This window comes from Streptomyces sp. NPDC002566 (genome assembly GCF_042889585.1).
Lineage (GTDB): Bacteria > Actinomycetota > Actinomycetes > Streptomycetales > Streptomycetaceae > Streptomyces.
Genome location: NZ_JBIARD010000003.1, coordinates 55,797 through 74,411 on the forward strand (window position 1 = coordinate 55,797; position 18,615 = coordinate 74,411).

Consider the following 18,615-nt stretch of genomic DNA (forward strand, 5'->3'; position numbering starts at 1 on the left):
CTTCTTGGCGATCTCCGCCAACGTCTCAGCAGCGGGGGGCCGGGGCGATGGACCGGATCTCACCCACGGGGATCCGTATCCACCCCGCGCCTGTGCTCCTGGCCCCCTTCTCGCCCTTCTCCCTCTCCTCCTGCCTGATGATCACCGTGCCGGCGTCCCCGGCGACCAGTTCCCCGCATCGCACAGCCCGGTCCGTGTTCACCACCACGTACGGCCCGGCCCCGCCGTTCCCCGCCGCCGCGCCCTCCACCGGCACCAGCCAGGACACCCCGATCGCGGCGACGATCGCGCACAGTCCCGCGACGGCCAGCCGGCGCGCCCCGACCAACGCGCGCTGCGTGCGCTCCACCTCGTCGAGAACCGCCGTGAGCAGCCGGTCGCCGCTCAGCCAGGTCCGCTCGCCGAGTTGTCCGTGCGCCGCCCGCACGGAGCGCAGGGCACCCGCGAGCAGCAGCACGAAGGCCAGGACGAGCAGCAGCGCGGTGCTCCAGCGCCAGGCGTCCGGCATGCCGGCAACGCTCTCGCGCCCCTTGAGCACGAAGACGACGCCGACCAGCCCGGTGAGCCCGGTCAGGCCGTTGCGCCAGCCCTCCGCCTGCCGCCGCACTGTGCCCAGTTGGTCGTACTGGAGCTGCTGGCCGAGCTGGGCGAAGCGTTTCCTGGTGAGGTCGGTCATGGTGCGGTCCCCTGCGGGGGCTGCGGCACCTGGACGTCCCAGAACGCGCCGCACCCGGAGTCGGGGGACTCGGGCGGACGCTCGGGGTGCGGGTAGCCGCAGGCGCAGTACACCAGGAGCGGGCCGGTGAGAGGTTCGGGCTGTTCCCGTTCCCGGCGCCACGGCCGCTTCGGCGGCCCGAGCACGCCGTAGGCGACCCGGAAGACGGTGGCCGCCCTGCAGGTGGGGCAGAGGCCTTCCGCCGTGTACCAGCGGCCGTCCTGGGAGCGGACAACGGTGAACGGTTCGTCGGGGCGCGGCTGGGTCTCGTGCTCGCGGAACTCGGTCGGGACGTGGTCGGGCATGGGTTCCTCACGGGGTCGCGTCGCCCCGCCAAGGCTCGGCGGCCGGGGACGGGGCGGCCGCCGCGGGCGGGGCGGACGGCAGGATGAGATCGAACAGGGAGGCGTACAGGGCGAGGCGGTCGTACACCCAGCGGGTCGTCTGCCCGAGCTCGCGGGCCGTGACGGCGATGCGGTCCGCCGTCACCTCACCGCTCAGCGCCGGAGCCTGGCCGGTGTACCGCTCGGTGAGGAGGATCAGGTCCTGCCAGACCGGGACCGTGTGCAAGTCGGGTTTCGGCAGCAGAAGTTCGAGCCCGAACGGCCGGTAGAGCTCCAGTCGTTCCCATGCTCGGGCCGGCGTCCAGCCGAAGCGGGCGGCGACGCGCATCAGGGAGAGGGGGCCGACAGGTCCGTCGCCGACGAGGTCCGGGCGGAACAAAGCGCTGTCGTGTTCCGTGGGGCGGTGGTCGCGCCAGGGCACGGTGTCGTCGGGCTCCCGCCACGTGGCGCCGAACCGCTCGTAGCGGACCAGTGTCGCGATGCTCTCACCGAGAGTGCCGTCGGTGTCACGCGCGTGGGCCACCAGCAGAGCGGGATGCGGGGCATGGAGCCAGACCACGGTGTCGCCCGCCTCGCGGTCCCCTGCGGTCCAGCAGCCCATCAGATCGGCGTCCGACGGCCTGAGGTCCGACGGCAGCGTCGGCCGCTCACGCTCCAGCGCCGAGACGTCGAGGCCGACGAGGGGGCCGAGTCGGATCAGGCGGTCGACGGCGGAGGCGAGCGAAGTGCGCGCCGAGGCCGCGGCCAGCAGGGCGAAGGAGACGTCGAGGCCGTCGTGCAGGGCACGAACGCGCACGGCTCGCTGCATGTCGTACCGCCCCATCCTGGGGCCGGTCTCGAACATGTCCCGCGCCCACACATCGTGATGCTTGCCCAAGAGCAGGTCCCAGTCCCTGGTGGTAACGGCACGCCACTGCGGGACGAGGGCCGACGCGCGGTCGTCCACGAGCCCTGACTCCGCGAGGACGGCCAGTCGTTCGGCCACCAGCGTTTCGTCGGCCTGTGTCCGGACCACCGCCTGCGCTGTCTCAAGCAGCGGTGCGGGACACGCGGTCGGGTCCGGCAGCCACTTGCCGTCCCCTACGTGGTCGAGGGCGGCACCCAGCAAGTCGCTGTCCAACCTGGTGAAGACCTTGTGCGCCAGATCACCAAGGTCGGGAACGTTGAGCGCCCGAAACTCCAGCATGGGCGCGAAGCGGTCGACGAACTGTCTTGGGGACAGGGACAGCATGCCCGCCGCCTGGGCCAACTGGCGGTGCGACAGGTTCTCGTGTGAGGCGTACGCGTGGATGCCGAGGCTCTCGGCGTACTCCTTCGCCAGCTCTCCCGTCCATGTCCCGGCGACGTTCGGCGTCCCCGGCGCCGGGTCGCACCCGAGCGGACAGGCGGGGGCCACAACCCCGTCCACGGGCCACCCAAGGAACGCGTACCGACGCAGTACGTCGTCGTACACCTCCTGTTCCGGCGGGCTCCCCACAGTCTCGTCGGCGGGGTCGTGAAACCGGGGGTGCCAGCGCAGTACGGAGAGTTCCTCGCCCGTGGCGACGGCATCCGCCGGGGCGGTGTCAGCCCCGTCCGGCACCTCGAGTGCGAATCCGGCCTCGGCGAAGCGGCGCGCTCTGGTGAGCGCCTCCCGTATGGGGAGTTCCGCGTCCGCGCTGAAGTGCTGAAGCACGCCGACCACGTCGAATCTGCGCAGTCCGTCCGCGAGGAGCCCTGATCGGCCGCGGGAACCGCACAACAGCCGGGCGTCCGTGGCGTCGAGCAGCGTGCGGTGAGCCACGTCGTGGTCGGTGATCTCGGGGACCCGTAGACCGGCGATGACGTACCGTCGCAACCGGCGCATGACTTCGCCCAGGCTGATCCGCTCGTCGCAGGACTGGGACAGAACGGCGTCCACTACCGCTTCCGACAGATTCGCGCGCTGCTGCGTGATACGCGCCTCCCATGCCTCGGGCTCCGGATAGCCGTCCACCGTGTCTGGCAGGGCGAGGCTCTCCCGCCACCCGACCTGCAATTCGACGTCCGCATCGCGGAGCACGACCGCGCGCCAGGACAAGATGCCGCAGTCGTGCGACAGGTGGCCGGACGTGCGGCCGCTGGAGTGCTCGGCCAGTCGCGACATCAGGAAGTCGGGCGGAAAACAGCCCACACGGCGGAAGTCGAAATCCGTGGACCGGTTCCTTTCGGTCCTGCTGGCGACCCGGGTGCCAGCCGTCAGGAGCTGCTCGGTCAACCGGGTGGCTGCGTCCGGGTGCACGCGGGCAAAGTTCCACAGCCACTTCAGCGTGAGCCACTCAGGTGCCTCGAAGTTCTCCGCCGCCTGCCGGATCCGGTGCTCCACCCATTCGGTGTCGAATGCGAGGATCCGGGTCCGGTCCGTGCTGATGTCGGGTGCGTGCATCTCGCGGAGGTCGATCACATAGCCGTAGGGGTGCCCCTCGCGCAGGTCGGAGCTGCGGCCCTCTTCGATGAGGACCCTCACGCTGCCCGCTTCGTGCCAGGCTTGCCCGGCAGGGTCGCGGACGGTAGGCATCGACACCGGGTTCACCAGGATCCCGTCCGCCAGCAGGCAGCCCTTGCCCTCCACCCACCAGGCGTCCTGACCAGCGGGGCACGGACGGGTCGCATCCCCGAGGTAGTACAACGTCCCCTTCTCCCAGGCCCGGGGAACGCCGCCGTCGCGTTCCACCCGCATCCCGAACTCCGACCGCCAGACCCGCCGGCCGAGTTCCTCCGCCACGTCGATGTCGTCCTGCTGGAGGTAGAGCCGCACGCGTGTGCCCCCCGCCGGCTGCGCCTCCTCGCTGCGGCGGATGCGGAACAGGCTGCCCGTGGACGCCACGTCGACGCGCAGCCCGCCGGCCGGGTCGGCCCGTCCGTACTCGTCCGTCGCCCGCGTCCAGACGCTGATCTCGTCCGCCAGCATGAAGTAGCTGAACACGCCTACGCCGAAACGGCTGTTGGGGTAGATCCGCAGGCTGGGATCGGCGCGTCGCCAGCGGGACTGCTCCCTGCGGTACTCCCGCGACTGCTCGAAGCGGCGGCCGGCCCGCGAGAACGTGCCCCGCAGGGCCTGCCGGTCCATGCCTACACCGTTGTCCTCACACTCGACGTACGGTCTGCCGTCGTCGTCCGTGCCCTGCCGGAAGACGATGTCGCCCTCCCACGAGTACGGGACGTTCCCGGCGGCCTTGCCGTAGCGCAGCCGGGCCTGACGGTAGCGGCAGGCGTCGAGGGCGTTCTGGTAGAGCTCCCGCAGAGCGAGGGCCGGATCCCCGTACAGCTGGGTGCCCATGAGGAGTTCGCGCATCTCGTCCTCGGCGAGACCGAACCGCATGAGCGGCAGGCTGTACGCGTCGCCCTTGCCGGCGCCGTCGTAGCGCGGGCGCAGCCTGCGGCAGGTGATCCGCTCAGGCAGGTGGGCGAGGAGAGCGGCGGGTTCTGCCGTGCCGAGGTGACGGCGGATGTTCTGCACCGCCTCGTCCGACCAGGCGACCAGGGTCTCCAGCGCGGCGTGCACGGCGGGGTGCGGGCAGGGCAGGTCCAGGTCGAGCGTTCCGCTCAGCCGGTCCCGGGCCCAGCGCAGCTCCCGTACGCTCGCGACGGCATCACCGGGCGTCAGACCGTCGGTGATGCCGATGTTGTCGACCAACACCCCGGGGAGCTGCCGCAGGTCACCGCCGAGCAGTCCGGCCACGCCGATGAGCCAGGACAACTCCCTCGGGCGCCAGCGTTCCGTGGCGCCGTCCGAACGGACGATGTCGTCCACACGCCACTGGGTCTCGGCGGTCGTCCGCTCACCCTGGTACGGCTCGGAGGGGACGAGCGCGAGGCAGCGGCAGACACGGACGAGTTCGTCGACGAGTTCGTCCCGCCTGCCGCGGGCCGTGCCCGGGCCGAGCAGCGCCTCTGCGAGGGGGGAGAGCAGTTGGGGCGCGTAGACGTCCCACAGCTGTTCCTTGGCGCTGACGTGCCGGTTCAGCAGCCAGGCGGCGACGGCTCGCGCGTCCTCTTCGCGGTCCCGGCCGGCCAGTTCACGGCCCTTGCGCCACAGCAGGGAGTGCGCGGCGAACGTGTGCTCCAGGTCGACGCGTTCGGGTTCGCGGCCCAGCCGGCCCGTCTCCGGGTCGAGCCGGAAGGGATGCACGGCGGTGGTCTCCTTGACGCCCATCGCGTGGACGGCCTCGCGTACGAACGGCGCGGCGAGGAGCGCGGCGAGCTCGGCGGCGTCCAGGAGCGGGCCGCCCTGGGTCCGTGAGGGCGCGAGCAGGGGGCGCAGTCCGTGGACGAGGACGCGCAGGGGGTAGTCGTCGTCGGCCCAGGGGTCGGGGCAGTCGGCGAGGGCGGAGGCACGCCAGTGTGCGCAGGTGTTCGCCAACTCGGCCAGTGCGCGCTGGAGTCGGGCTCGTCGCGCGTCGTCGCTCGGCACGGCCGCCCACAGTTCGGGGTCGTGGACCGCCGTGGCCCATTCCTCGTGGAGTTTGCGGCCGGCGCAGAGCTCCACCTGGAGGACGGCGTCGGGGCCGCTGGGCGCGTAGTGGACGGTGGGGGTCTGCGCATGGCGTGCGGCGCGGGCGAACTCGGCGGTTCTGCGGATGGTGTGGGCAATGACGTCGGCGACCGTGCGTGGCCCGGTGTCGGAGTGGAGGGCGTCCGCCAGCGCCCGGGTGAAGTGGCTGCCGCGTTCCTCGTCGGATCCGCAGGTCTGGCCGGGTCCGCAGCCGAAGACGACGGCCACCTGGTCCCGCAGCGCCGGGAACGTCGTCGCGGCCCCGCCCTGGGAGGGGGTGTCCGAACCCGCCGTGTCACGGCAGGCGTCGACGGTCAGCAGGACGGTGCCGGCGCGGCAGCCGCGGAGCAGTTCGGCGAGGTCGAGTGCGACGAGGGTGTCGGGGGCGACCTGCGGAGGGTCGGTGGCCCAGGTCAACTGCACGTCCGCGGGTACCAGATGGTCGGCGCCGTCCACGGTCATGCCGTGGCCCGTGAAGTGGATGAGGACCGTTCCGTCCTCGGGGGCGGTGGCGCAGACCCTGCTGATCGCGCTGCGGATCCTCGACCGCAACGCGGGCTCGTCCGGGGTGACGCCGAGGTGTTCCACGCTGTATCCGGAGGACCGCAGCGCCGCGGTCATCAGCTCGACGTCGTGCCTCACGGCATTCGTCAAGTCGGCAAAGCGGTCGATGAGTTCGCACTGCGGGACGGCGATGATCAGCGCCTGTCGGCTCCCCATGGCGGCGGCCCTCCCCGTCGGTCCTCGCACACCGGGTCAGAATGGCACAGCGAACAGGTCACGCGGCAGCGGATCGTCTTCACCCATGAGTTGCGGCGGGCGGTGTGCCGGGGGTGTCGGTGGGGGACCGTATCCTCAGTGACCATGCTCGAAGACCGTACGACCACAGCGCCCTCCCCCATGGAGTGGCCGGCCGCCTATCCCCAGGGGTACGCGGTCGTCGACGTGGAGACCACCGGACTGGCCCGCGACGACCGGATCGTCTCCGCCGCCGTCTACCGGCTGGACGGGCGGGGCGAGGTCGAGGACCACTGGTACACGCTGGTCAACCCCGAGCGCGATCCGGGGCCGGTGTGGATACACGGTCTGACGAGCGAGGCGCTCGAAGGGGCGCCCCTGTTCCGGGACGTGGCAGAGGAGTTCGCCGAGCGGCTCGCGGGCCGGGTGCTCGTCGCGCACAACGCGGTCTTCGACTGGCAGATGATCGCGCGGGAGTACGCGCGCGCGGAGCGCGAGGCGCCGGTGCGTCAGCGGCTGTGCACCATCGCGCTGTCCAAGGAGCTGAGGCTGCCGCTGCCCAACCACAAGCTGGAGTCGCTGGCCGCCCACTTCGGCGTCGTCCAGCAGCGGGCGCACCACGCGCTGGACGACGCGCGCGTGCTCGCGGAGGCGTTCCGGCCGAGTCTGCGGGCCGCGGCGGCGGGCGGGGTGCGGCTGCCGCTGCTCGAGTGCCGTCCGCTGACGGAGTGGCAGGACCGGCCCGTGCCGCGCATCGGCCGGCAGGCGAGCGGGCCCGGCGACCACGGGGCCGGCGGGTACCGGCCGGGCAGCTGGCGGCCGTCCCGCAAGCGGCCCGCCTGCCCCTACCCCAACCCCGGACGGTACGAACCGGGCGAACGACTCAAGCAGGGCATGCGGGTCGCGTTCTCCGGGGACACCTCCGTCGAGCGCGAGCTGCTGGAGGACCGCGCGACCGAGGCGGGCCTGCACGTGGCCACGTCCCTCTCGCGGCTGACCAGTCTGCTGGTCACCAACGATCCCGACTCGGGCACCTCGAAGGTGGTCAAGGCCCGGCAGTACGGCACGCCGGTGGTCGACGAGGCGGCGTTCGGGCAGTTGCTGGGCGACGTGGAGCCGGCCTCGCGGGGGTGACCGTACGGACGGGTGATTGACGGGCGACTCGCCTGGAGCCGACTCGCCCGCGCCGCGCCGACGGCTCACCCTGTGGCGCATGGCGACATGTGAAGTCTGCGGCAACAACTACGGCATGACCTTCGAGGTGCACGCGCAGGGCGCGGTGCACGTCTTCGACTGCTTCTCCTGCGCGATCCACCGCATGGCACCGATCTGCGAGCACTGTCGTGTGCAGATCATCGGGCAGGGCGTCGACGTCGAGGGCCACTGGTACTGCGGCGCCCACTGCGCTCGCGCGGAGGGGAAGGTGGGGATCGTCGACCGGGTCTGAGACCGCCCCCACCCGCGTGCGCCCCACGACCGAGTTGTACGGTCGTGGGGTGTACCGCTTCCTGTTGTCCCGGCAGTGGGTGATCCTCACGCTGGTCGCCCTGCTGCTCATCCCCACGATGATCAGGCTGGGCATCTGGCAGATGCACCGCTACGAGGAGCGCACCGCCCGCAACCAGCTGGTCTCGGACGCGCTCTCCTCCGCGCCGGTGCCGGTGGAGCGCATGACGTCCCCGGGGCACGTGGTGACCAGGGACGAGCGGTACCGCAACGTGAGCGCCACGGGCCGCTTCGACACCTCGCGGGAAGTCGTCGTCCGGCGGCGCGTCAACGCCGACGAGGCGGTCGGCTTCCACGTCCTCACCCCGTTCGTGCTGACGGACGGCAAGGTGCTGCTGGTCAACCGGGGCTGGGTCCCCGCCGACGCCCCGACGCAGACCGCGTTCCCCAAGGTGCCCGCGCCGCCCGCCGGGCGGATCACCGTCACCGGGCGGCTCATGCCCGACGAGACGACCGAGGCGAGCGGCATCAAGGACCTCAAGGGCCTCCCCGACCGGCAGGTCATGCTGATCAACAGCGAGCAGGAGGCGCGCCGCCTCGGCGCGGTGGTGCTCGGCGGCTACATCGCGCTGACCTCGCCCGCGCCCCGGGGCGACACCCCGCAGCTCATCGGCCGCCCCGGCGACGAGGACGCCGCGCTGAACTACGCGTACGCCATCCAGTGGTGGCTGTTCTCCGCCGCGGTGCCGGTCGGCTGGGTCGTGCTGGTCCGCCGCGAGCTGCGCGACCGGCGGGAGAGCGCGCAGGAGCAGGCGGAGCGGACGGAACCGGCGGCGGTGTAGCCGGCGGGGGCCACGCGTCACTCCTGCGTCACTCCGCGTGTCACTCCCCCGGCCGCATCCTGATTGCCCCCGGGGCCCGCCGGGAACCCGCACCCCGTGCATCCCCGCATCGAGGACTACGCCGTCATCGGCGACGAACAGACCGCGGCCCTGGTCGGCAGGGACGGCTCGATCGACTGGCTGTGCCTGCCCCGCTTCGACTCCGGCGCGTGCTTCGCCCGCCTCCTCGGCGACGAGGACAACGGCCACTGGCGGATCGCGCCCTCCGGCGCCGAGGGCCCCTGCGCCCGCCGCGCCTACCGCCCCGACACCCTGGTGCTGGACACCGAGTGGGAGACGGCCGACGGCGCGATCCGGGTCACCGACCTGATGCCGCAGCGCGACCGGGCCCCCGACGTCGTACGCGTCGTGGAGGGTCTGCGCGGCCGGGTCACCGTGTGCAGCACGCTGCGGCTGCGCTTCGACTACGGCTCGGTCGTGCCGTGGATGCGGCGGTCCGACGGGCACCGGGTGGCGGTCGCCGGGCCGGACGCGGTGTGGCTGCGCAGCGAACCGGAGGTGCTCACCTGGGGCGAGGACTTCTGCACGTTCTCCGAGTTCACGGTCGAGGAGGGCGAGTCCGTCGCGTTCGTCCTGACCTGGCACCCCTCGCACCACCCGCGTCCGCCGCTGGTCGACCCGCGTGAGGCGCTGCGCGTCAGCGTCGCCGACTGGCAGGCCTGGTCGGCGCGCTGCCGCTACGACGGGCCGCACCGGGACGTCGTCGTGCGCTCCCTGATCACCCTGAAGGCGCTCACCTACGTTCCCACCGGCGGGATCGTCGCCGCGCTCACCACCTCCCTGCCCGAGGAGCTGGGCGGGGTGCGCAACTGGGACTACCGCTTCTGCTGGCTGCGTGACTCCACCCTCACCCTCGGCGCCCTGCTCGCCGTCGGCTACGAGGAGGAGGCCGAGGCCTGGCGGAACTGGCTGCTGCGCGCCGTCGCGGGCGACCCGGCCGACCTGCAGATCATGTACGGGCTGGCGGGTGAGCGCCGGCTCCCGGAGTGCGAGCTGCCGTGGCTGTCGGGCTACGCCGGCTCCGCGCCCGTACGCATCGGCAACGGGGCCGTGGACCAGCTCCAGCTGGACGTGTACGGCGAGGTCATGGACTCGCTGTCGCTGGCCCGGGTCGCGGGGATGACGCCGCGGCCGCACATGTGGTCGCTGCAGTGCGCGCTGATGAAGTGGCTGTGCGAGCACTGGCGGCAGCCGGACGAGGGCCTGTGGGAGGTGCGCGGCGGCCGGCGGCAGTTCACGCACTCCAAGGTGATGGTGTGGGTGGCAGCCGACCGGGCGGTGCGCACGCTGGAGCGCTATCCGGCGCTCGACGGGGAGCCGGAGCGGTGGCGGGAACTGCGCGACGAGGTGCACCGCGAGGTGTGCGAGAAGGGCTACGACCCCGAGCGGAACACCTTCACGCAGTACTACGGCTCACGGGAACTGGACGCGTCCCTGCTGCTCATCCCGCGCGTCGGATTCCTGCCCCCGGACGATCCGCGCGTGATCGGCACGGTGGACGCGGTCCGGGCGGAGCTCGGCCACGACGGGCTGGTGCGCCGCTACAGCACCGAGCGGGCCGGCGTGGACGGCCTGCCGGGTGACGAGGGCGCGTTCCTGGCCTGCTCGTTCTGGCTCGCGCAGGCCCTGCATCTGACGGGCCGCGCCGACGAGGCGCGGGAGCTGTTCGAACGGCTGGTGGGCCTCACCAACGACGTGGGGCTGCTGGCGGAGGAGTACGACCCGGTGGCGGGCCGTCACCTGGGGAACTTTCCGCAGGCCTTCAGTCACATCGGCCTGGTGAACACCGCCCTCACCCTGTTCGACGGCGAGAAGGCAGGATAGGGGCCATGGATCTTGGACTGAGGGACCGGGTGTACATCGTCACGGGAGCCACGCGCGGGCTCGGCAACGCCGCCGCGCGCGAGCTGGTCGCGGACGGCGCGAAGGTCGTCGTCACCGGGCGGGACGAGCAGGGAGTCGCCGACGCGGCGGCCGGGCTGGGGCCGAACGCGCTCGGCGTCGCCGTCGACAACGCCGATCCGGAGGCGGCCGAGCGGCTGATCGCCGCCGCGCGGGAGGCCTTCGGCCGCTTCGACGGGATTCTGGTGAGCGTGGGCGGGCCGCCGCCCGGGTTCGTCGCCGACAACTCGGACGAGCAGTGGCAGACGGCGTTCGAGTCGGTGTTCCTGGGCGCGGTGCGGCTGGCGCGGGCGGCGGCGGCCGAGCTGGAGGCCGGGGGCGTCATCGGGTTCGTGCTGTCCGGGTCGGTGCACGAGCCGATCCCGGGGCTGACGATCTCCAACGGGCTGCGCCCCGGGCTCGCCGGCTTCGCGAAGTCCCTCGCCGACGAGCTGGGGCCGCGGGGCATCCGGGTGGTGGGGCTGCTCCCCTCACGCATCGACACGGACCGCGTCCGCGAACTGGACGGGCTGTCCGCCGACCCGGAGGCCACCCGGGCCGCCAACGAGTCCCGTATCCCCCTGCGCCGCTACGGCAGCCCTGAGGAGTTCGGCCGGGTGGCCGCCTTCCTGCTCTCGCCGGGCGCCTCCTACCTGACCGGGATCATGCTCCCGGTGGACGGCGGGATGCGGCACGGCTTCTGAGCCGTGAGCCGCGCGCACCAGGCGATCAACTCACCCTCTCCGCCGGGTGCTTGGCGGTCTTGAGGCGCACCTCGGCAGGGAGTGCCGGGAGGGCGGCGGAGTCCCTCGCGTGGGCGAGGGACTGGTGCGTCAGGTGGTCCAGGGCGTCCGCCGGGTCGACATGGGGCTCCAGGGTGAGGCGTACGCGGGCCTCGGGGGCGTCCCTGCGGCCGACGAGGTGGGTCCGGGCGTGGGCGACGCCGTCCAGGCGGGCGGCGTCTCCGTTCAGCACGCCCTCCAGGGCCCGGCCGCGCAGCAGGGCGCCCGCGCCGTCCCCGGTGTCGACGAGGACCTCGCCCAGCCGCCGGCGGCGCAGGTCCGCGATAAGCCACCACAGGGCGAGCAGCACGAGCAGCGCCAGTGCGGCGATGACGGCCGGCCACCACCAGGCCTCGTCCCGCCAGTGGGTGCGTTCGGCGGTGCTGAGCAGCACGTCCCGCTTGCCGTCGTGGATCCACCAGGAGGGCGGCGGGGCGCCGAGACCCACCGCGAGCACGGCTGCGCCGACGGCCAGCAGGACGAGTCCCACGAGTCCGATCGCGACGCGGTTGACGGTCCTGAGCATCGCCTCATCCCTTCCTGCCGAGCCGGCGCACGCGCACCGACAGCGCGGGCGGCCGGGCCAGGCCCAGTCCGCGGATCGCGTCGCCGAGCACGGTGTCGAGGTCGGCGCGTACGTCGTCCAGGTCGCGGAAGTGGGAGACCGCGTGCACGTCGGCCTTGCGGCGCCCGGCGTGCACCCGGACCGACTGCACGCCGGCGACCTCCATGGCCCGGTCGCGCAGCACCAGTGCGGCGGCGCCCCGGTGGAGCCCGGCGCGCACGTCGGGGTGGGTGCGCCGCATGGGCAGGACGCGGCGCATGCCGGGTGTGACGGCGAGGAGGACCAGCCACAGGCCCAGGGCGGCGGCGACGCCCGCGCCGACGAGCACCCAGGTGTCGTCCAGGGGCCGTTCGGCGAGTTGCCGGGCGAGTTCGCGCCGGGCGCGCAGGGCGGGCCGGTGGGCGCGGACGGCGGCGACGTCGTAGAGGAGGGCGCCCGCCAGGACCAGGAGCGGGAGCGCGACGAGGGCCGCCGGGACGCGCCGCGCGGACCAGAAGCGGCCGCCGCGCGCGGTCGGGGCGGGCCCCGGGCCGGCGTCCGGCGGGCCCTGCGGTTCGTGCGGGTCGTGGGAGTCGTCGGGGTGCTGCGGGTCCTGGGGGGACTTGTCCAGGACCGGCAGTCGTCGTGTGGTGCCCTCGGAACTCCGGGGCTCGCTCATCGAGTCCTCCCGTGCGCCGGGCCGTGTGCCGCCGTCAGGTGCAGCCGTTCGACCTGCACGGCGACTTCCGGCACCTCCATTCCCACCAACGCGCCTACCCGCTCGGTGACATGACGACGCACCGCGTGACAGCGGGGGCCGATGTCGGTCGGGTAGCCGAGTTCGAGGTGGACACGGACGCGGGCCGCCTCGTGGTGCTGCACGACGACGGTGGCGTGCGGGCGGGCGGCCTCGGGCGGCAGCGGCCCGACGGCCTCGCGGGCGGCCTGCGAGGCCACCTTGGCGACGACCCGGTCGGCGATCCGGGTCGCGCCGCGTTCTCCGGGCGGGACGCCCGTTGCCGCTGGGCGCCCGCCGGGGGCGCCGGTCCCCTCGTTCACAGCGGTCACCTGCGCCGTTGCTCACGGGTGCGGAAGAAGTCGCCGAGGTCCAGGTCCCCCTCGAGGAACCGGCCCACGACGAAGCCGACGGCGCCCAGCGCCGCCACCAGCACGAAGGCCCCGAACCCGCCGAAGTATCCGGCGAAGCCCAGTGCCATGCCGGCGATCATGCCGACCACGGCCATGTTCAAGATGCACTCCCCTCAGCGGTCCGGTCACCCGGCCGCCGTCGCGTCACTGGATCCGGGGCTCCGGCTCCTCGTCCTCTTCGTCGGGCAGCTTCACGTCGCTCACCGCGATGTTGACCTCGACCACCTCCAGGCCGGTCATCCGCTCCACCGCGGCGACGACGTTCTCCCGCACGTCCCGGGCGACGTCGGAGATGGAGACGCCGTAGTCGACGACGATCTCCAGGTCGAGCGCGGTCTGCACCTCGCCGACCTCCGCCTTGACGCCCCGGGTCACCGACTTGCCGCCGCCGGGCACGCGGTCCCGTACCGCGCCGAAGGTGCGGCTGACTCCGCTGCCCATGGCGTGGACGCCGAAGACGTCGCGCGCCGCCATCCCGGCGATCTTCTCCACGACTCCGTCGGCGATGGTGGTCCGCCCGCGGCTGCCCGGGTCCCCGCCGCCCTTCCGAGTGGTCCTGCGGGTCTGCGTCGGGTCGGTGCCGCCGTCCGGTGTCTGCGCCCGGTTCTGCTCCGTCGTCTCGCTCATCGCCGCACGTCCTTCTTATGCGATTTACCCTCTAAGTCAATTGTCGTCCTTATTGCCACGTTAAGCGCCGTTTCCTGAACTCGCTCCGGGAATGCGGCAGGCTGGAGGAATGACGGCTGAACGGTGGACGCGTGCGGTGCGGGAGCAGCTGGGGCTGGGCAGACTGCTGCCGCTGGGCGGGCCGCGGGACGGCGTGTGGATCGCGGAGAGCGCGGCGGATACGGAACTGAGGCGGGCGGTGCGGGAGGTGCCGGGCGTACATCTGGGGGGACTGCGGATCGCGCTCGCGGATCCGTCCGGGGTGTACGAGCCGGCCGTGCCGCCACCGCCGAGCGGGCTCCCGCCGGGGGCGCTGCGGGTGACGGCCGACTTCGCGTCGACGGCGTCCGAGCCGCTGCCGGCCGCGGCGTCCCGTCTGCGCGAGGCGCTGGCCGCGGCGGCGGAGGGGCTGGGGCTCGCGGTCTCGGAGGTGGATCTGCGGGTGACGGCACTGCTGGAGGCAGGAGAGGAAGGGGCCGACGGGGAGCGGGAGCCGGCCCCCGGGCCGCCGCCGCCGGCGACCGCGCCGGATCAGCCCGCCCGGGAGGGCGACGAGCTGCGGGTGAGCGTCGCGGCGCTCGCCGTGCAGGGTGTGGCGGGGCTGACGGCGACGCTCGGGCGGAGCGTCCACATCGAGGAGCGGCAGCTCACCGACGCCGCACTCCCCCGCCGCCATGTGCGCGTGGAGCTCGCGGTGAGCACGGCCCACCGGGCGCTGGAGGTGGCCCGGCGGGTCCGCGAGGCGGTGACGACGGCACTGCCGGATCACCCGACGGTGACGGTGCTGGTCACCGCCGTGCGATGACCCGGCCCCGGTCGTCCCGGTGCGGTCGGCTCAGGGGTTCTTGCACTGTGAGCGTCCGATCAGGGCGCGTGGTCTGGTGCCGTGCATCGCAAGGCGCCGGAGAGCCCTGGACGGGGGTCCCCCCGCTCGAGCGGAGCCGGGAGCGGGGGAGGAGCTGCCTGGGCTCTTCGGCAACGCGGCGAGGTGCGGTGCCAGGCCGCGCGACCCGGACGGGCACAGTGCAAGGACCTCTTAGTCGCCGAGGCCGGCCAGGTCGCGGAGTCGGCGGGCCTGGGCGGCTCGCTCGGCGGTGCGCTGCTCGTCGTAGGTCCGCTCGCCCGCGCCCCGCAGCAGCGCCTTGGTCTCGATGACGGCTTCGCGCGGCGCGGCCAGCAGCGCCGCCGCCAGTTCGCCGACGGTCGCGTCGAGGTCCGCCGCGGGCACGGCGATGTTGGCGAGGCCGGAGCTCACCGCCTCCTCGGCGTGCACGAAGCGGCCGGTGAGGCAGATCTCGACGGCGCGGCCGTAACCGACGAGCGAGACGAGCGGGTGGGTGCCGGTGAGGTCGGGGACCAGGCCGAGGCTCGTCTCGCGCATCGCGAACTGCACGTCGTCGGCGACGACGCGCAGGTCACAGGCGAGCGCGAGCTGGAATCCCGCCCCGATGGCATGGCCCTGCACGGCGGCGACGGACACGAGGTCGTTGCGCCGCCACCAGGTGAAGCCCTCCTGGAACTCCGCGATGGCGCCGTCGAGTTCGGCGTCGCCACTGCGCGCGAGATCGATGAAGGAGGGTTCGCCCTCGATCCCCTCGGGCGTGAACATCTGCCGGTCGAGTCCGGCGGAGAAGGACTTGCCCTCGCCGCGCAGCACGACCACGCGGACGGAGCCCGGCAGCTGCCGCCCGGCTTCGGCGAGCGCGCGCCACATCGCGGGGCTCTGCGCGTTGCGCTTGGCCGGGTTGGTCAGCGTCACCGTGGCGAGCGCGTCGTCGACGGTGAGCCGTACGCCGTCCTTGTCGAGCAGGGGAACGAGTTCCTGGTCGGGCGAAGCCATGGGGCGCCTCCGAGGGGTGCGGTCAGCAGAGCATGCTGTGAGCGGTGCTAAGTGACTGCACAGTAACCACCCGGCCGGCCATCAGTCGCCCCGGGCCCCTCGCGGGGCCGGGGAGCGACCGGCCGTGTGGTCACCGTCGAAGGCGGTGGGACCGCGCCCGGTTCAGGACGAGGCGGCCTTCTTGCCCCGCGTCGCCCCGCCACGCCCACGGAGCGTGACGCCCGACTCGCTGAGCATCCGGTGCACGAAGCCATACGAGCGGCCGGTCTCTTCGGCCAGCGCCCGGATGCTCGCACCGGAGTCGTACTTCTTCTTCAGGTCTGCCGCGAGCTTGTCGCGCGCGGCGCCGGTCACCCGGCTGCCCTTCTTCAGAGTCTCGGCCACCCGTGCCTCCTCATGGGAAGTGCGCTCTGGTCCCCTCATGATCACCCCTCCGGGCCTGGATGGCCACCCATTCGGCAAGGTCCGTGCGACATGGTTTTGACGACAGGAGCGCGTACCCACGAACGGAAGCTCATGTTCCGGACTGTGATGTTCGTACGGCCGAACGGGTTGTTTCATGAATCCGCAGGTCAGAGACGTGCCACGGCCGACCCCCCGTCACTTGGGGGATCGGCCGTGAAATCGGTGTAGGACACACCTCGATACGAGGGGATATCACTCAGATGATGGATCACCGGTAAGCCGAATGATCCATACTCCGTGGATCACGACATGAGCATGCCGTGAAACACCCCTGAGGTCACGCCAGGGCGACGAGGTCCGCGTAGTCGGCGCCCCACAGGTCCTCGACGCCGTCGGGGAGCAGGATGATCCGCTCGGGCTGGAGCGCCTCCACGGCGCCCTCGTCGTGGGTGACCAGCACGACGGCGCCCTTGTAGGTGCGCAGCGCGCCGAGAATCTCCTCACGGCTTGCGGGGTCGAGGTTGTTGGTCGGCTCGTCGAGCAGCAGCACGTTCGCCGAGGAGACCACCAGGGTGGCGAGGGCCAGACGGGTCTTCTCTCCGCCGGAGAGGACCCCGGCGGGCTTGTCGACGTCGTCGCCGGAGAACAGGAACGAGCCGAGGACCTTGCGGACCTCGACCAGGTCCAGGTCGGGGGCGGCGGACCGCATGTTCTCCAGGACCGTGCGCTCGGGGTCGAGGGTCTCGTGCTCCTGCGCGTAGTAGCCGAGCTTGAGGCCGTGGCCCGCGACGACCTGGCCGGTGTCCGGCTGCTCCGCCCCGCCGAGCAGCCGCAGCAGGGTGGTCTTGCCGGCGCCGTTCAGGCCGAGGATGACGACCCGGGAGCCCTTGTCGATGGCCAGGTCGACGTCGGTGAAGATCTCCAGCGAGCCGTACGACTTCGACAGGCCCTCCGCCATCAGCGGGGTCTTGCCGCAGGGCGCGGGCTCCGGGAAGCGGAGCTTGGCGACCTTGTCGGAGACGCGGACGGCGTCCAGGCCCGAGAGGAGCTTGTCGGCGCGGCGGGCCATGTTCTGCGCGGCGACCGTCTTGGTGGCCTTGGCGCGCATCTTGTCGGCCTGCGAGTGCAGGGCCGCCGCCTTCTTCTCGGCGTTGGCGCGCTCGCGCTTGCGGCGCTTCTCGTCGGCCTCGCGCTGCTGCTGGTACAGCTTCCAGCCCATGTTGTAGACGTCGATCTGGGAGCGGTTGGCGTCCAGGTAGAACACCTTGTTGACGACCGTCTCGACCAGGTCGACGTCGTGGCTGATGACGATGAAGCCGCCGCGGTAGGTCTTGAGGTAGTCCCGCAGCCAGACGATGGAGTCGGCGTCGAGGTGGTTGGTCGGCTCGTCGAGGAGCAGGGTGTCCGCGTCGGAGAACAGGATGCGGGCCAGCTCGACCCGGCGGCGCTGACCGCCGGACAGCGTGTGCAGGGGCTGGCCGAGCACCCGGTCGGGCAGGTTGAGCGCGGCGGCGATGGTGGCGGCCTCGGCCTCGGCGGCGTACCCGCCCTTGGTGAGGAACTCCGTCTCCTGGCGCTCGTACTGCCGCAGGGCCTTCTCGCGGGTGGCGCCCTGGCCGACCGCGATGCGCTGCTCGTTCTCGCGCATCTTGCGGATCAGGACGTCCAGGCCTCGCGCGGAGAGGATGCGGTCACGGGCGAGGACGTCGAGGTCGCCGGTGCGGGGGTCCTGCGGGAGGTAGCCGACCTCGCCGGAGCGGGTGACGGTGCCGCCGGCGGGCATGCCCTCGCCGGCGAGGACCTTGGTGAGGGTGGTCTTGCCTGCGCCGTTGCGGCCGACGAGGCCGATGCGGTCGCCCTTGGCGACGCGGAAGGAGGCGTTCTCGATGAGGATGCGGGCGCCGGCGCGCAGCTCGATGCCGGAGGCGGAGATCACGGACAGACTCCAGGGCGGGTGGGAGGCGGGATGGACGGCTGAGGGCGTTCCCGCCGTCTAATGCGCGAGGAGAATGGCCATGGAGCCATTCTAACGGGGTGGTGCAACCAGTTTTCCGGGCTTCGGCGTCCGGCCGGCGGTGCACCCGTCCGAGTCGAGGTCAGCGGCTTGCCGGGGCGTTGTCAGTGGCGGGTGCCAGACTGGGCGACGGGTGATATTCCCGACAAGGGCGCCCATGAGGGAGCGAGTGACACGACCGGCGGGGACCACGAGGGAGTGATCGGCATGACGGGGACGGGCGGCGGGCGTCCGGGCATCAGCCCGACGGTGCTGTACAAGGACGCGAAGGCGGCGATCCGTCAGCTCACGGAGGCCTTCGGCTTCACCGAGCTGGCGGTGTACGAGGGCGCGGACGGGGCGGTGGCGCACGCCGAGCTGACGCAGTCCGGCGGGGTGGTGATGCTCGGTTCGAAGGGCACCGGCAGCGCCTTCGACACGGCGATGAAGGACGCGGGCCCGGTCGGGGTGTACGTCGTGGTGGACGACGTGGACGCTCACCACCGGCGGGCCGTGGAGCACGGCGCGGAGATCCTGATGCCGCCGACGGACCAGGCCTACGGCTCACGCGACTACATGGCCACAGACACCGAGGGCAACGTCTGGAGCTTCGGGACGTACCAGCCGTCGGTGCCGGGCTGAGGGCCTGCCGTGCGGGGCGGCCGGCGGGGCCGCCCCGTGGTCGAGCTGCCGCCCG

Annotated in this window: 18 protein-coding genes; 7 read left to right on the top strand and 11 right to left on the bottom strand. The window is 72.5% G+C overall.

What is annotated here, in order from left to right:
• Window positions 1-25: 25 nt before the first annotated feature.
• The 3 genes from ACFYXA_RS13035 to ACFYXA_RS13045 are packed head-to-tail and all read right to left on the bottom strand — an operon-like array spanning window position 26 to window position 6,292.
• Window positions 26-676: a hypothetical protein gene (locus tag ACFYXA_RS13035; protein ID WP_389031861.1), complete on the bottom strand. Its 651-nt coding sequence runs from the start codon at window positions 674-676 to the stop codon at window positions 26-28.
• On the bottom strand, window positions 673-1,020 hold the full coding sequence (locus ACFYXA_RS13040; RefSeq protein WP_352247659.1) for a hypothetical protein: 348 nt from the start codon (window positions 1,018-1,020) through the stop codon (window positions 673-675). Before ACFYXA_RS13040 ends, ACFYXA_RS13035 begins: the two co-directional genes overlap by 4 nt.
• 7 nt (window positions 1,021-1,027) lie before the next feature.
• Window positions 1,028-6,292 carry a caspase family protein gene (locus tag ACFYXA_RS13045; RefSeq protein ID WP_389031864.1) on the bottom strand — a complete coding sequence of 1,755 codons (5,265 nt, stop codon included), beginning with the start codon at window positions 6,290-6,292 and terminating at the stop codon, window positions 1,028-1,030.
• Between the two features lie 144 nt (window positions 6,293-6,436).
• Here ACFYXA_RS13045 and ACFYXA_RS13050 point away from each other — a divergent pair, with 144 nt between their 5' ends.
• The 5 genes from ACFYXA_RS13050 to ACFYXA_RS13070 all read left to right on the top strand — a co-directional run bounded on the left by ACFYXA_RS13050 (window position 6,437) and on the right by ACFYXA_RS13070 (window position 11,243).
• Window positions 6,437-7,444 carry a DEDDh family exonuclease gene (locus ACFYXA_RS13050; protein WP_352247657.1) on the top strand — a complete coding sequence of 336 codons (1,008 nt, stop codon included), beginning with the start codon at window positions 6,437-6,439 and terminating at the stop codon, window positions 7,442-7,444.
• 79 nt (window positions 7,445-7,523) lie between these two features.
• Entirely contained in the window at window positions 7,524-7,757 is a 234-nt protein-coding gene (locus ACFYXA_RS13055) for a hypothetical protein (protein WP_130437465.1), read from the top strand.
• Window positions 7,758-7,806: 49 nt separating this feature from the next.
• On the top strand, window positions 7,807-8,598 hold the full coding sequence (locus ACFYXA_RS13060) for an SURF1 family protein (RefSeq protein ID WP_389031868.1): 792 nt from the start codon (window positions 7,807-7,809) through the stop codon (window positions 8,596-8,598).
• Window positions 8,599-8,694: 96 nt separating this feature from the next.
• Window positions 8,695-10,482 (top strand): glycoside hydrolase family 15 protein, encoded by a 1,788-nt coding sequence (locus ACFYXA_RS13065; RefSeq protein ID WP_389031871.1) that lies wholly within the window; start codon window positions 8,695-8,697, stop codon window positions 10,480-10,482.
• A gap of 5 nt (window positions 10,483-10,487) precedes the next feature.
• Window positions 10,488-11,243 carry an SDR family oxidoreductase gene (locus ACFYXA_RS13070; protein WP_351096814.1) on the top strand — a complete coding sequence of 252 codons (756 nt, stop codon included), beginning with the start codon at window positions 10,488-10,490 and terminating at the stop codon, window positions 11,241-11,243.
• 25 nt (window positions 11,244-11,268) lie between these two features.
• On the opposite strand, the gene amaP is transcribed toward ACFYXA_RS13070, so the two are convergent.
• The 5 genes from amaP to ACFYXA_RS13095 are packed head-to-tail and all read right to left on the bottom strand — an operon-like array spanning window position 11,269 to window position 13,641.
• On the bottom strand, window positions 11,269-11,847 hold the full coding sequence (gene amaP / locus ACFYXA_RS13075; protein ID WP_389031875.1) for an alkaline shock response membrane anchor protein AmaP: 579 nt from the start codon (window positions 11,845-11,847) through the stop codon (window positions 11,269-11,271).
• Window positions 11,848-11,851: 4 nt separating this feature from the next.
• Window positions 11,852-12,544: a DUF6286 domain-containing protein gene (locus ACFYXA_RS13080; RefSeq protein WP_389031878.1), complete on the bottom strand. Its 693-nt coding sequence runs from the start codon at window positions 12,542-12,544 to the stop codon at window positions 11,852-11,854.
• Complete coding sequence (locus tag ACFYXA_RS13085; protein ID WP_389031882.1) at window positions 12,541-12,933, bottom strand: hypothetical protein; 393 nt, start codon at window positions 12,931-12,933, stop codon at window positions 12,541-12,543. The genes ACFYXA_RS13080 and ACFYXA_RS13085 overlap by 4 nt, the downstream gene beginning before the upstream one ends.
• A complete protein-coding gene (locus ACFYXA_RS13090; RefSeq protein WP_352247651.1) occupies window positions 12,930-13,115 on the bottom strand; it encodes a hypothetical protein in 186 nt (61 codons plus the stop codon). Before ACFYXA_RS13090 ends, ACFYXA_RS13085 begins: the two co-directional genes overlap by 4 nt.
• A gap of 43 nt (window positions 13,116-13,158) precedes the next feature.
• Window positions 13,159-13,641, bottom strand: coding sequence for an Asp23/Gls24 family envelope stress response protein (locus ACFYXA_RS13095; protein ID WP_389031887.1), 483 nt, complete (start codon window positions 13,639-13,641; stop codon window positions 13,159-13,161).
• A gap of 109 nt (window positions 13,642-13,750) precedes the next feature.
• Here ACFYXA_RS13095 and ACFYXA_RS13100 point away from each other — a divergent pair, with 109 nt between their 5' ends.
• Entirely contained in the window at window positions 13,751-14,485 is a 735-nt protein-coding gene (locus ACFYXA_RS13100) for a nucleopolyhedrovirus P10 family protein (RefSeq protein WP_389031891.1), read from the top strand.
• Window positions 14,486-14,716: 231 nt separating this feature from the next.
• Here the strand turns inward: ACFYXA_RS13100 and ACFYXA_RS13105 are convergent, their stop codons facing one another.
• From ACFYXA_RS13105 to abc-f, 3 genes are all read right to left on the bottom strand, one after another.
• Window positions 14,717-15,520 carry an enoyl-CoA hydratase/isomerase family protein gene (locus ACFYXA_RS13105; protein WP_352247647.1) on the bottom strand — a complete coding sequence of 268 codons (804 nt, stop codon included), beginning with the start codon at window positions 15,518-15,520 and terminating at the stop codon, window positions 14,717-14,719.
• A 162-nt stretch (window positions 15,521-15,682) separates the two neighbouring features.
• Window positions 15,683-15,904 carry a helix-turn-helix domain-containing protein gene (locus ACFYXA_RS13110; RefSeq protein WP_004002281.1) on the bottom strand — a complete coding sequence of 74 codons (222 nt, stop codon included), beginning with the start codon at window positions 15,902-15,904 and terminating at the stop codon, window positions 15,683-15,685.
• A gap of 358 nt (window positions 15,905-16,262) precedes the next feature.
• Complete coding sequence (gene abc-f, locus ACFYXA_RS13115) at window positions 16,263-17,861, bottom strand: ribosomal protection-like ABC-F family protein (RefSeq protein WP_352247646.1); 1,599 nt, start codon at window positions 17,859-17,861, stop codon at window positions 16,263-16,265.
• A 285-nt stretch (window positions 17,862-18,146) separates the two neighbouring features.
• Here abc-f and ACFYXA_RS13120 point away from each other — a divergent pair, with 285 nt between their 5' ends.
• Window positions 18,147-18,560 carry a VOC family protein gene (locus tag ACFYXA_RS13120; RefSeq protein WP_389031897.1) on the top strand — a complete coding sequence of 138 codons (414 nt, stop codon included), beginning with the start codon at window positions 18,147-18,149 and terminating at the stop codon, window positions 18,558-18,560.
• The last annotated feature ends 55 nt before the right edge of the window (window positions 18,561-18,615 follow it).

Coding starts and splice junctions, on each gene's coding strand:
- ACFYXA_RS13100 (WP_389031891.1), top strand. CDS start 13,751: ATGACGGCTGAACGGTGGACGCGTGCGGTGCGGGAGCAGCTGGGGCTG.
- amaP (WP_389031875.1), bottom strand. CDS start 11,847: ATGCTCAGGACCGTCAACCGCGTCGCGATCGGACTCGTGGGACTCGTC.
- ACFYXA_RS13080 (WP_389031878.1), bottom strand. CDS start 12,544: ATGAGCGAGCCCCGGAGTTCCGAGGGCACCACACGACGACTGCCGGTC.
- ACFYXA_RS13070 (WP_351096814.1), top strand. CDS start 10,488: ATGGATCTTGGACTGAGGGACCGGGTGTACATCGTCACGGGAGCCACG.
- ACFYXA_RS13055 (WP_130437465.1), top strand. CDS start 7,524: ATGGCGACATGTGAAGTCTGCGGCAACAACTACGGCATGACCTTCGAG.
- ACFYXA_RS13050 (WP_352247657.1), top strand. CDS start 6,437: ATGCTCGAAGACCGTACGACCACAGCGCCCTCCCCCATGGAGTGGCCG.
- ACFYXA_RS13105 (WP_352247647.1), bottom strand. CDS start 15,520: ATGGCTTCGCCCGACCAGGAACTCGTTCCCCTGCTCGACAAGGACGGC.
- ACFYXA_RS13120 (WP_389031897.1), top strand. CDS start 18,147: ATGACGGGGACGGGCGGCGGGCGTCCGGGCATCAGCCCGACGGTGCTG.
- ACFYXA_RS13045 (WP_389031864.1), bottom strand. CDS start 6,292: ATGGGGAGCCGACAGGCGCTGATCATCGCCGTCCCGCAGTGCGAACTC.
- ACFYXA_RS13035 (WP_389031861.1), bottom strand. CDS start 676: ATGACCGACCTCACCAGGAAACGCTTCGCCCAGCTCGGCCAGCAGCTC.
- ACFYXA_RS13095 (WP_389031887.1), bottom strand. CDS start 13,641: ATGAGCGAGACGACGGAGCAGAACCGGGCGCAGACACCGGACGGCGGC.
- ACFYXA_RS13040 (WP_352247659.1), bottom strand. CDS start 1,020: ATGCCCGACCACGTCCCGACCGAGTTCCGCGAGCACGAGACCCAGCCG.